The organism is Paenibacillus sp. EB106-06-01-XG199, assembly GCF_058791575.1.
This window is the reverse complement of the sequence record NZ_JBYTDQ010000002.1, coordinates 1-12,400: the sequence shown is the minus strand read 5'-3', so window position 1 is coordinate 12,400 and position 12,400 is coordinate 1. Positions and strand designations below refer to the sequence as shown.

The 12,400-nt window shown below is 47.5% G+C and carries 8 protein-coding genes and 3 pseudogenes; 7 read left to right on the top strand and 4 right to left on the bottom strand.

Annotation, left to right across the window (positions count from 1 at the left end; translation table 11 throughout):
• Nucleotides 1-59: 59 nt before the first annotated feature.
• Nucleotides 60-1,619 (top strand): annotated as a pseudogene (locus AC3WT9_RS05850) (alpha-amylase); the annotation flags it as partial.
• Nucleotides 1,620-1,940: 321 nt separating this feature from the next.
• Complete coding sequence (locus AC3WT9_RS05845) at nucleotides 1,941-7,076, top strand: carbohydrate binding domain-containing protein (protein WP_492407577.1); 5,136 nt, start codon at nucleotides 1,941-1,943, stop codon at nucleotides 7,074-7,076.
• A 78-nt stretch (nucleotides 7,077-7,154) separates the two neighbouring features.
• Here AC3WT9_RS05845 and AC3WT9_RS05840 read toward each other — a convergent pair.
• Nucleotides 7,155-7,367, bottom strand: a pseudogene (locus tag AC3WT9_RS05840) (winged helix-turn-helix transcriptional regulator); the annotation flags it as partial.
• Between AC3WT9_RS05840 and AC3WT9_RS05835 the strand changes: the two are divergent.
• Nucleotides 7,360-7,658, top strand: a pseudogene (locus AC3WT9_RS05835) (SDR family oxidoreductase); the annotation flags it as partial. The pseudogenes AC3WT9_RS05840 and AC3WT9_RS05835 overlap by 8 nt on opposite strands.
• An 8-nt stretch (nucleotides 7,659-7,666) precedes the next feature.
• On the opposite strand, the gene AC3WT9_RS05830 reads toward AC3WT9_RS05835, so the two are convergent.
• From AC3WT9_RS05830 to fabV, 3 genes are all read right to left on the bottom strand, one after another.
• Nucleotides 7,667-7,954 (bottom strand): type 1 periplasmic-binding domain-containing protein, encoded by a 288-nt coding sequence (locus AC3WT9_RS05830; protein ID WP_341378587.1) that lies wholly within the window; start codon nucleotides 7,952-7,954, stop codon nucleotides 7,667-7,669.
• Nucleotides 7,930-8,448, bottom strand: a complete 519-nt coding sequence (locus AC3WT9_RS05825; RefSeq protein WP_341378588.1) for a LacI family DNA-binding transcriptional regulator — start codon at nucleotides 8,446-8,448, stop codon at nucleotides 7,930-7,932. The genes AC3WT9_RS05830 and AC3WT9_RS05825 overlap by 25 nt, the downstream gene beginning before the upstream one ends.
• A 213-nt stretch (nucleotides 8,449-8,661) precedes the next feature.
• Complete coding sequence (gene fabV / locus AC3WT9_RS05820; RefSeq protein WP_341378589.1) at nucleotides 8,662-9,855, bottom strand: enoyl-ACP reductase FabV; 1,194 nt, start codon at nucleotides 9,853-9,855, stop codon at nucleotides 8,662-8,664.
• 570 nt (nucleotides 9,856-10,425) lie between these two features.
• On the opposite strand from fabV, the gene AC3WT9_RS05815 reads away from it, so the two are divergent.
• From AC3WT9_RS05815 to AC3WT9_RS05800, 4 genes are all read left to right on the top strand, one after another.
• Nucleotides 10,426-10,779 (top strand): hypothetical protein, encoded by a 354-nt coding sequence (locus AC3WT9_RS05815; RefSeq protein WP_341093114.1) that lies wholly within the window; start codon nucleotides 10,426-10,428, stop codon nucleotides 10,777-10,779.
• A gap of 175 nt (nucleotides 10,780-10,954) precedes the next feature.
• A complete protein-coding gene (locus tag AC3WT9_RS05810) occupies nucleotides 10,955-11,443 on the top strand; it encodes an NUDIX hydrolase (protein WP_341378590.1) in 489 nt (162 codons plus the stop codon).
• Between the two features lie 286 nt (nucleotides 11,444-11,729).
• Nucleotides 11,730-12,317, top strand: coding sequence for an IS110 family transposase (locus tag AC3WT9_RS05805; RefSeq protein ID WP_492407489.1), 588 nt, complete (start codon nucleotides 11,730-11,732; stop codon nucleotides 12,315-12,317).
• The coding region (locus tag AC3WT9_RS05800) for a hypothetical protein (RefSeq protein ID WP_492407576.1) at nucleotides 12,299-12,400 on the top strand (102 nt) is incomplete at its 3' end. The genes AC3WT9_RS05805 and AC3WT9_RS05800, both read left to right, overlap by 19 nt.

The following is a 12,400-nucleotide window of genomic DNA, read 5'->3' as shown; positions in this document are numbered from 1 at the left end:
GGTACAGGAGGAGAAAAAAACTAATGGTGAAAAAGAGTTGCAAAGTTTTACTAAGCATGATGCTGCTCTGCTCAATGCTGGGGAGCGTTGCAGTATTGCCAGCGGGCCAAGCAACAGCGGCCACATTGACCCCGACAGCACCGTCCATAGAAGCGTCTGCAACAACCAGCAGCGCGCCGGTTAATAACACGATGATGCAGTTTTTCGAATGGAATACACCTAAGGATGGTGGACATTGGAACCATCTTGCTGCTGAAGCGGCTAATCTGAGCGATGTGGGGATCACGGCAATCTGGATACCGCCTGCTTATAAAGGCCATGTGGGAACAGACGATGTTGGTTATGGCGTTTACGATTTCTACGATCTGGGTGAATTCAACCAGAAAGGAACCGTACGTACCAAATATGGTACGAAAGCTGAACTGAAATCGGCGATCGAATCGCTTCACAACAACAATGTTCAAGTCTACGGCGATATCGTTGTCAATCATTTGATGGGCGGCGATCAAAGCGAGAATATTAAAGTGACGCAAGTACATGGGAACAACCGCAACCAGACGATCGGCGAGTTCAATACAAACGTTTGGACAAAATACAATTTTGATGGCCGCAACAATGCCTATTCCAATTTCAAATGGAATTGGACGCACTTTGACGGTTCAGGGGACTACGATAAAATTTACCGCTTTCCAGGCAAAGCATGGGATTGGGAGGTTAGCACCGAGAACGGTAACTATGACTACCTGATGGGTACCGACATTGACTATGACAACACTGCAGTTGCAGATGAAATAAAAAAATGGGGCGTATGGTATGTCAACGAAATGGGTCTGGATGGTTACAGACTAGATGCTGTTAAACATATCAAATACGGCTTCATGAAGGAATTTGTAGAAAATGCCCGTACCAAAACAGGCAAAGAGTTGTTCACTGTCGGTGAATTTATCGGTGGTACAGCTGAATTGAACTCCTACCTGGGTAAAGTGAATCAAAACATGTCCTTATTTGATTTCCCGCTCCGCAACAACTTTGCGGCAGCCTCCAGTTCCAACGGAGGTTATAGCATGCGCAACCTGGCCAGCGGAACATTGACGGGAACAAATTCGGGTAAATCCGTTACTTTCATTGAGAATCATGATACGCAGCCTGACCGTTCAGATTCTCATGGCGCACAGGTTCTTGATTGGTTTAAACCGCTAGCTTATGCGTACACTCTGACACGACAGGAAGGTTATCCCTCAGTATTCTATGGTGACTACTATGGAACCAGAAGCAGCAACACTGCTGGTCCTGGAACAGGGAAAATTAAATCGCTGAAGAGCAAGCTTGATCCGCTTCTCAAAGCACGCAAGGATTACGCTTACGGTAAACAAAACGACTATCTTGATAGTGATGACATGATCGGCTGGACTCGTGAAGGTTTGGCTTCCAAACCAAACTCGGGCTTGGCAACAGTCATGACAGACCGTGCCGGCGGATCGAAAACTATGTATGTGGGAACAAGCCACGCCGGTGAACAATGGAAAGATATCACAGGCAACTTCTCTGATAAAGTAACTATCGGCTCTAGCGGCAATGGTACATTCAAGGTTAAAGACGGTTCTGTATCGGTATGGGTACCAGATGTGGCAACTCCAACCGATCAAGCCCCTACAGTACCAACAAATGTACAAGGAACAGCAGTAGGCACTACCTCTGTAAATCTGAGTTGGACAGCTTCTACTGACGACAAGGGAATTGCTAAATACGAGGTTTATCGTGACAGCGCTCTCATCGGTGAGTCCGCCAGCACTACTTACAACGATTCAACAGTAGCAGCTAACAAGACCTATTCCTATACAGTCAAGGCAGTAGATACAGTCGGTCAGAAATCAGGATTCAGCCCTGCGGCTGCTGTTACCGTTGGCGGCGGAACGCAAGATCAGCTTCCAACTGTGCCAATGAATGTGAAGGGAACCGCATCAGGCACAATATCAGTCAACCTGATATGGAGTCCTTCTACGGATGACAAGGGTATTGTGAAATATGAAATTTTCCGTGACGGTATGCTGAAAGGCGAAGCCACGGGAACAGCATATTCAGACAACACTGTAGCAAATGACAAAACGTATTCCTACACAGTCAGAGCTGTAGATACGATTGGACAGAGATCAGCATTCAGTGCTCCTGCTGCCGTTAAAATCGGCAACGGCGGGCAGCAGCAAGAAGTAAGCCCATTCAGCTGGGATAATGCAAACGTTTACTTCGTTATGACAGACCGTTTCAACAACGGTAATACCAGCAATGACAACGCTTATGGCAGACCTAAGACAGATACCTGGGGCTCGGATGTGGGTACATTCCACGGCGGAGATATTAAAGGTTTGACCAAAAAGCTGGAAGAAGGTTACTTCACCGATCTGGGTACAAATGCAATTTGGATTACAGCTCCTTGGGAACAAATGCACGGCTGGGTAGGCGGTAAAGACGGTGACTTTGCTCACTATGGCTACCATGGCTACTATGGACTTGATTTCACTGCGATGGACAAGAGCTTCGGTACCATTGATGAAATGCGCGAGTTCGTTGACCTTGCCCACACCAAGGGAATTCGTGTTGTCCTTGACGTGGTGATGAACCATGTCGCTTATCCGACACTTGTGGATATGGCGGAATACGGATACGGTGACCGCGGCGGACTCGCCGGCAACTGGATTCCGGATAAAAGCCAAGGCCAGAACTGGCACACGCACAATAACATTATGAACACAAATAATTCCAGTGCATGGGCTTCCTGGTGGGGAAGTAGCTGGATTCGTGCCAACACTATTGCGGGATACGATCAATGCAGCGGTAACGATCAGACGCTGTGCGTAGGGTTCCTGCCTGATATCAAGACCGAATCCACTAGTGGTACCGGTTTGCCGCCGCTACTGAAGACGAAGTTCAACAAAGAAACAAGCGGTTACGACAACTGGATCGTTCCGGCTGCCAAGCAATACCGCAAAGACCTGAACGTCGCCCCTAAGGATTACATGATCAAATGGCTGTCTTCATGGGTCGAAGAATTCGGAGTGGATGGTTTCCGTATCGATACTGCAAAGCATGTTCAAGCTGATAGATGGAAAGAGCTCAAGACAAGCGCAAGCAGTTCCCTTGCGAAATGGAGGCAGAACAACCCAACGAAACCGGGAGCAGACTGGACAGATAACTTCTGGATGACCGGGGAAGTGTGGGGTCATGGCCTCGGAAGAACCGGCACTTATTTCGATAACGGATTTGATTCCTTAATCAACTTCTCCTTCCAAAGCGCAAATATGAGCGACCTGGAAGGGCTCTTCTCCCGGTATGCAAGTGAATTAAACGGAGATCTGCCTAACTACAATATGCTCAGCTACCTTTCTTCCCACGATAAAGGGTTGTACAACCGTGGAAACCTGATTCAAGCAGGCACCGCGCTGCTGCTTCTTCCGGGCGGAGTGCAAACATTCTATGGAGATGAGACGGCAAGACCGTTCGGAGCTACCGGCTCTGACCCGGATCAGGGTGCGCGTTCATCTATGAACTGGAGCGGTATTCACCAAGGTGTTCTGTCACACTGGCAGAAGATAGGACAATTCAGAAACAATCACATTGCTGTAGGCGCAGGAACTCATAAGAAAATTGCGGACAGTCCGTATACATTCTCACGCATCTATGAGAAGGATGATATCCTGGATAAAGTAGTAGTTGCTACAGGAGTCTCCGGAACTGTGGATGTGAATGTATCCGGCATCTTCCCGGATGGCACTACTGTACGCGATACTTACACGCAAAACGAAGGGATTGTAAGCGGAGGCAAGGCTAAATTTACCGCTGGAGCCAACGGCGTTATTCTGATTGAAAATGTTGGCGTAAACAAAAGGTTCCCGGTTCTGACGGCTTCACCAGCAGGCGGTAAATTTAAAACCGAAACTACCTCTGTAACGCTTTCGATCAAAAATACGGACAGCGGCAAGTACACGCTGGATGGCAGTGATCCGATTAACGGAACTGCATTTACCAATGGAACAACAATCACAATTGGCGCAGGCATGGCCATTAATGACACGAAAACACTGAAGATGTACGCTACGAATGAAAATGGCGAAGGTACGGCGTCTTACGATTTTACGAAGGGCGATCCTAACGCCAAGCTGGAGGTTTATCTCAAGAAACCGGCTGGATGGGGAACACCTTCCATCTACTACTACGACACAGCACCTAAGGACAATGACCCAACCTGGGCTACAGCTCTAGCTATGACAAGCGCTGGCGGAGACTGGTATGTCTACAGCTTCGACACGGCTGAACAAGCTACAATTATCTTTAAAGACAGCACAGGCAAACAAGTGCCAGCTCAGAACCAAGCTGGATTCACCAGAACAGCAACAGGCTGGTATGACGGAAGCGCTTGGTCCGATAATGATCCGCGTGTCGTGACTAAACCGACGGCTCCATCGAACCTGGCTGTGTCTGTAAAGACAGACAAGACAGTAACATTGACTTGGAATGCATCTACCGACAGCTCCGGAATTGCCGGATACGACATATACCGCAACAATGTGAAGGTTGGTTCGTCGACAACTGCAACTTATAAGGATACAGGCTTGACTGCAGAAACAACGTATTCCTTTAAAGTTATTGCCAGAAGCCAATCCGGCGGAACCTCCAATCCGAGTAACGAGCTCAGCGTTAAGACCAATCCGCCTGAACAAGGTACGGACAACACCGTTACTGTTTACTACAAAAAGGGATACACAAATCCTTACATTCACTACCGCGCTGAAGGTGGCAACTGGACAGCCAGTCCGGGCGTGAAGATGGAGGATTCTGAAATTCAGGGATATGCAGTGCACACGATTGACCTGGGAACCTCACCGGCAACACGCGCAGAGGTAGCATTCAACAATGGCAGCGGTCAATGGGATAACAACAATCAGAAGAACTATTTCTTCGACATAGGCGACAATACCTATGACGCAGGTAAAGTGACTGCCGGTAAACCGGGAACTGCAAATCCGGGCAATAAAGTTACCGTGTACTACAAAGAGGGCTGGACGAATGTAAACATTCATTATCGCGCCGAGGGTGGCACTTGGACGTCTGCTCCTGGCGTGAAGATGGAGAATGATTCGTTGAATCCCGGTTACAAAAAAATAACTGTTGATATTGGAACCGCTAGTCGTCTGGAAGCTTGCTTCAATAACGGAAGCAATGTTTGGGACAGCAATGGTCAGAAGAACTACTTCTTCAACGCAGGCGACAATATTTACGTTCCTGGCAACAACAATGCTCCAGGACAAGTGAAGCTTGGGGAAAAACCGGTGGGAGCTGATACGATTGCCCCTTCTGTCCCGTCTAACCTGGCTGGCAATCTAAGCAGTGGAACGCCTAAGACGATCACCTTGACTTGGGGGGCCTCAACTGACAATGTCGGGGTAGCAGATTACCAAATAACCCGTAAGGCTGGTATAAGCACGGAGACATTTACGGTGAAGGCAACAACATTCATCGACAGCACGGTAACGGATGTTACAACTTACAAGTACCAAGTCCGCGCTCGTGATGCTGCAAATAATTTCTCTGCGAACAGCAATGAAGTAACCATTCAAGTATCGGGTGCGGGTGATAGCATCGCACCTTCGGCGCCAAGTAATGTAACAGGTACAGCAACTACTACCAGTGTTGCCCTTCAGTGGACAGCTTCGACGGATAACGTTGGTGTAGAGGGTTATGAAATATATCGTAATGGAGCTAAAGTGGGTACTTCAACAGTTCCAAGCTATTCCGACACAGGATTAACTAAAGAAACTTCGTATAAGTACACAGTTAAAGCTTTCGACGCTGCAGGCAACCTTTCAGCTGCCAGCAACGAAGTAACCGTTGAAACTTCAGCCGGAACCGATACAGAGGCGCCAAGTGTCCCAGCCAGTCTTATATCGACCGGTAAGACAACTTCAACAGTGAGCCTGTCCTGGGCAGCTTCAACAGATAATGTGGCTGTAGCAGGTTACGACATCTATCGTGATGCAGTAAAAGTAGGAACTTCAACAACTCCTGCTTTCACGGACACAGGTTTGGCTGAAGAAACATCGTATACCTACACGGTAAAAGCTTTCGATGCTGCAAATAACTTCTCAGCAGCAAGCGCTGAACTTACAGTGGTAACATTGAAAGGAACGATCGTTATTCCTGGTGGTGACAAGCCATATTCCACTAATCCTTCATTCGGTAAACGCGTATCCACTCCGATCACAATTGATGGAGTGAACAGTGGTGAATGGACAGATGACATGCTGATTGCCATCGACATGGCCGGTGACGACCCGCGTACACTCGGCAGCAACTGGTCTCTACATGAAACGCCAATGGATCTTAGCCATCTGTGGGCTGCATGGGATAGTGAGTTCGTGTATCTGGCTTGGCAGTATGTAGATGTTACAGACATCGTTGATCCTGCCAATGCTGGTTCTGCAGGCGGTACACCGATCCGCTCCATGGATATGCCGCAGACGATTGCCATTGATACAATTCCTGGTGCTGGTGCAACAAATGATATGTGGAAGAAGAATGGAAATAAGCCGCTCTGGGGCGGACTGGATCTTCCTGATTATCAGTTCAACATCGCTTCGAATATGTTCCACTCCGGTTACATTTCCAGAGCCGTAAACGGTTTGTTCCCTGTTGACGATGCTGGAGTGAACTATAAGACAGGCGCAGCAGCAGGTATTACCGTTAAATTTGCTAAAGGCAAAGGTTATACATCCCTGTGGGGCGTGAAAGATGCTGATGATGTTAATGATTCAAGCAAGCTTATAAACTTCATGGCGCTTGGCCACGATCCAAATCGTGACACATTCTATGAAGCGAAAATCCCGCTTAGCGCACTCGGAAATCCGGATATTGAGAATGCAGGTATTGGTGTAATGCTGCACCAAGGCGAGTTCTCGCCAATGGATACCCTTCCTAATGATCCAGCGACTTCCGATACGCCAGGGGTTTCAGAGTCCAACTCCCCTAAAGAGTGGAGCGACATTGATTTATTGATTTCTCCATTCGCACGCATCGGCAGATAATAGCGGACGGCTTTTATTGAATTACACATTCCCTGTAACAACACAAAGAGGTCGGCCAGTATTCTGGCTGACCTCTTTTCAATGAAACACTGTCATTGAACAAGTGGAAACGGCTTCGCCGTCCTCAAAAGAACGCCCCCAGCCGCACATGCTGTCCAAAAGGGTACTCAGCGTTTTACCGTGAGCGGAGAGGCTGTATTCAACCTTTGCGGGGATACTGGGGAACACTTTCCGTTCAATTAACATGGCCTCTTCCAGCTCGCGGAGCTGTTTGGACAGGGTGCCGCTGGATGGAGGGGCTTCTTACGCCGCGTGCAACGGTGCAATCGAGAGCTTAGGCAAAGCGCTTGCAGTGGAGTTAGCCCCCCGCTCGTGTTAATATGATCTCACCCGGCACGATCTGGAGAGATGGACAGGAGGGCAGTGCGCGGGGAGAACATCTTAAAGAATACGAGAAACTGTCTGCTACTGGGACGTGTTGGCTATGATGGGGAGATTGCGCATACAGTACTTTACCTGATGACGAACCCCTTCACAACAGGCAGCACCTTGTTCCCGGACGGGGGTAATCTTTTGCAGTAGGATTACCGTCAAGTGAAAGGGAGAACTTTGCGGACGGTGGTCCCTCCATGAAGACCGCCCTGAAGCATAATCTGCTCGTAGGGGAGGGCCGGGTTAGCGATCCGCCACAACATCCGGTCCACTGCGCGATACCCGGTTTCCGTCACAGGCAATGTGGGCCGGGCGATATCGGGCAGGATGCCAGGCAATACTGCTTCAGGCTCCAGTCCAATCAGGGAGAAGTCGCCTGGAATGGTATGGCCTGTGATTTGACAGGCCAGATAGGTACGGGTCAGAGCGTCCTGTGAAGCACACACAAAGGCAGTGGGGGCAGAATGCGCGGCATGGGCAATCCGATCAGTCGGGCTTCCACAGCTTCAGGGATAACCGGGCTGATAAATATTCCATCTGCATACTTCAGGTTGTTCCTGTCTCTCCAGGATTTGAACCTTCCCGGCTGCCAAAGATCATCTGGCACAAAAACAACTTCAACCGCATGACCGGCTTCAGCCAGACGCTGCTGTACACTCTCCAGCAGAATGCGGTGCAGCTCCGACTTCAGTCCCTGGTCCGCTGCAATCAAGAAGATAAAGCGGCGTCCCGCACCCGCATATAGTGGTGTATTTTCGAACAACTGGCTGCGTTCCTGTTCTTTGGTATGATAGCCGAGCTTGTCGGCCAGCAGACGAACCTCATTTCGGGTATGCTCCGACATCCCGGGCAGCCCGCGAAGTGCCTTAGAAACAGTATGAACGGTTAATCCCAGCTCATCGGCAAGCTGTTTAAGGGTGATCTTTTTCTTGATCGGCATATCGACCCTCCTACAAATGAAACAAAAATGGGAGTTAAATCAATAAAGGCAACGGCATTGGAACACCCTGATATTACGCTATAGTCGGACTGGTACAAAGAGGATCTCGCGCAGGACCTATCGCCTATTATGGAAAGCTCCTGGCCCGGAACAGCGCTTCTTTCTATCTAGCTATCTGAGGAAGGAAACACTTGGTTAACTTACTTGTCAGACTTATTGGAATAAGTTTGGTATAGCAACTTCCGGGTTCGTGTCTGCTTCATAGTTGATATCTGCATTCTCAAAGCCAAACAACTGGAAGAACTCTCTGCGGTAGCCTTCCAGGTCGGTAAGTTCATTCATATGCTCTGTGGACAAAAGTTTCCAGAGGCGGGTTACCTCAGCTTGAACGGCAGGCGACATTTCCCAGTCATCAATACGAATACGTCCTTCCTCATCCAGCGGAACTTCTCCACCTGTATAGAGACGATCTGCAAACAGTCGGTATGTCTGTTCAATACAACCTTCGTACAGCTCCAGTTCCTTCATGACTTTGTACAGGACTGAGATGTATAAAGGAACAACCGGCAAGGCGGAACTCGATTGGGTCACCAGCCCTTTACTAACTACGACGAATGCGCGACCGCCATGAACCTTCATCTGCCCGTTAAGCTCTCTGGCGGTGGCTTCCAGATGATCCTTAGCCCGGCCGATGGTTCCGGAGCGGTAGACTGCATCCGTAAGCTCCGGCCCGATATAGGAGTAGGCTATCGTTGTCGCATCGTCTGCCAGCACACCCGCTTCCCGGAGAGCATTAATCCACAGCAGCCAATCTTCACCGCCCATCACTTTGACCGTGCCGCGGATTTCCTCTTCTGTGGCAGGCTCAATAGATATGGTGCTTACTTCACCGGTATGGAAGTCTACCGTTTTATTAGTGTAGGTGCGCCCGATGGGCTTCAGCGCAGATTGATACACCTCACCGGTCTGCGGATCACTCCGTCGTCCAGTAGAAACACTGTAGACCACAAGATCGACCTGTCCCAGCTTCTGGCGGATCAGCTCAATAGTTCGCTCTTTGGTTTCTTGCGTGAAAGCGTCACCGGCGACACTGTATGACTGCAGGCCAGCTTCTTCGGCAAGCCGTTCAAACGCCGCTGAATTATACCAGCCAGCGGATGCAGTCCGTTTTCCGTTGGGACTGCTCTGCCGATACACGCCCACTGTGCTTGCGCCCGCACCGAAAGCAGATGTAATGCGGGAAGCAAGACCATATCCGGTTGAGGCTCCAATTACCAGAACATTACGGGGGCCCTGGATCTTCGGCCGTTTTGTTATCGCTTGTATTTGCTGTTGAACTTGGCTGGCGCATCCCTCTGGATGTGCAGTTGTGCATATGAAGCCGCGTGTTCTTGGTTTGATTATCATGGTCTATGCTCCTCACTTTATATATATTGACGTGACAGGAAACACTTGTTTGTATTCAATACTTCTCATATGTTTATTACTGCAAATTCGACAAAAATACAATATACTCCCTTTTTATTTCAAATGCACAAAAGGAAGCTATTCCTAAATTTTGAATGGTGTCAAATAAATGAAGTCCTCCGTAGTGAACAATCTGATTCGTTAGAAACAAAGTGAATCATTGAGTGAAAGATGAAGGATAGTTGAATCAAACAAGGAGTAGTTTGCCATGGCAGAGCTGCTCCCTTGTTTTCATTAAGCTCAAATTAGGTCGTAGGCACCATAGCTTATCCACCTTCATCTCCCAGCCATAGTAGCAGTATAACAGATACATATATTTTCATCATCTGTGGTGCGTCGTTTGCGCTGCATGTATGGCTAACGGGAAACGATAGTTAAAAACAACCAAACCAACTCGGCAGCCATCCAAAAGGAACGGCTGCCTTTGATTGAACTAACGGCAGGATGGTTGAATAATACACAGGTGTATAATAGAACAAAGATTAGATATTGACGGAGGGGTTCTATGATATGTTGACTGAGAAGCAGAGATTACTTTTCGAAAACTTAAAAGGAATTAAAGATACTAATGTTGATTTATCAGTTGCAAGCTTCCACCCTCAATCAAACATTCGATGGACCGATTCCGATGAGGCATATCAATTTCTTCGAAATAAGCTGAACTCCGAAGAAGATCTAAAAGCACTTGCTGTAATTCAGAATGAGCTCGTTGAGCAAGTGATTTATCGCATTATGGAAATGATTGATGGTTATGGTGGGTTGAACTTTGAAGTAGATTTGATCGATCAAGAGACTAAGCAGTCTTTACGAGATGGAATACAATTACACGATAAGTTCATGGATCATTTATACAAAACTGAATGAAAACTATAGTTTAATAGCGGTTGCTTCGGCAGTCGTTATTATTTGTAGTAGCGGGCAGTTTAGTTCAATCGGTTTCGTAAGTACCTTAAAGCATATACATTCACGGAAGCAGGAAAGTACAGGATCTATGTGGAATAATTTACAACTACAACTTATCGTATTGGGAGGTCGTGAAATGGCGTTTCCGACACATATTGTATCGGCAGGCGGAATTGTAGAAGATGGAAATGGTAATATCCTATTAGTAAAAGCCCATAACGATGGTTGGGTGTATCCTGGTGGAATAACTGAAGTTGGAGAAAACCTGATTGATGGCGTGCTTCGTGAAATCAAAGAGGAAAGTGGAATAGATGCCACTGTTAGCCATTTAATTAGTGTTGTTTCGAATACAGCGGTCCATAAGTGGTATGACGGTGTGACTAATGTTCCTACGAAGGTCATGTTTGATTTTGTGTGCATAGCTGTGGGTGGAGAGTTAGCTACTTCTGATGAAACCAGCGAGTGCAGGTGGGTTCCAAAGGGAAATGTTCTGGATTTGATTACTTTACCCGCCATCCGTATGCGTTATGAAACTTATTTGAACTATAATGGCTCTGTGAATTATATAGAGTACGTCACTGCAACAACGTCAGAATGTAATGTCAAACTTCAAAGGCTTGTTTAGTTGTACGAGCGCTCGTGTTTTAAGAATCTTTGCACTAACCGGAAACGATAGTTGAAAAAAACCAACTCGGCAGTTCAGTCCAAAAGGAAAGGCTGCTTTTGATTGAACTAAACATTCCTGTAAGGCCTAAGATTTGGTCTTTGTCAAAAAAGGAGCGCCTCGGTATGATGGGTTTGTCGACGGGTTTATAACCCAACACCATCAAGGAGGCGCTCTTATTATGAAGTTTAAACAATCAGACGGTTAAAATCAACGCATTGAACGAATTTCCACATCTCACCTTGTTGTGGGTATAGATATCGCGAAGGAAACTCATGTTGCACAAGCGGAGAACCGCGATAATTCTCCCTCCAAAAGTGATCCGAAGGATGCGCTTGTCATTGCTGATGTGATCAGTCGAGGCTACTACTATGAATACTCGCTACAGGCTATCGTCTTTCAGAAGTTACGAACAATTATGAGTGACCGGGAATATTGGGTGACGAATAGTGTACGGCTACAGAACCGGATCATTCGCTGGTTAGACATTCGGTTCCCCGAGTATTTCTCGGTGTTTAAAAACTGGGCATGCAAACGTTCCATAGCTACGCTTAAAGAATTCCCTTCTCCGCAGGATTTAGAGTCTCTTTCCGTATCAGAGGTGATCACGAGATGGAGAGAGCATATGAAACGAGCTGGTGGCTCGACTGGCATGCAGAAGGCTGCGCAGCTCATCGCTCAAGCTAAGAACAGTATAGGCGAAACGACTGCTCTAAATGAAGCGAAACAGGATTTACAATGGCTATTACAAGAGTTCGAACGGATGGTAGAGATACTAGAGAGAATTGAAAAGGATATACAAGTATTGTTCAGCTATTGCGAAAGGCAGGCTTAAACCTAGCCGAAAGTACTTCAGGGAAACGAAAGGGACAGATTGTGCTTTCTAAAAGGGGCGATGCTACGCTGCGAAAATACCTG

Coding starts and splice junctions, on each gene's coding strand:
- AC3WT9_RS05815 (WP_341093114.1), top strand. CDS start 10,426: ATGTTGACTGAGAAGCAGAGATTACTTTTCGAAAACTTAAAAGGAATT.
- AC3WT9_RS05845 (WP_492407577.1), top strand. CDS start 1,941: ATGAATGTGAAGGGAACCGCATCAGGCACAATATCAGTCAACCTGATA.
- AC3WT9_RS05825 (WP_341378588.1), bottom strand. CDS start 8,448: ATGCCGATCAAGAAAAAGATCACCCTTAAACAGCTTGCCGATGAGCTG.
- AC3WT9_RS05810 (WP_341378590.1), top strand. CDS start 10,955: ATGGCGTTTCCGACACATATTGTATCGGCAGGCGGAATTGTAGAAGAT.
- fabV (WP_341378589.1), bottom strand. CDS start 9,855: ATGATAATCAAACCAAGAACACGCGGCTTCATATGCACAACTGCACAT.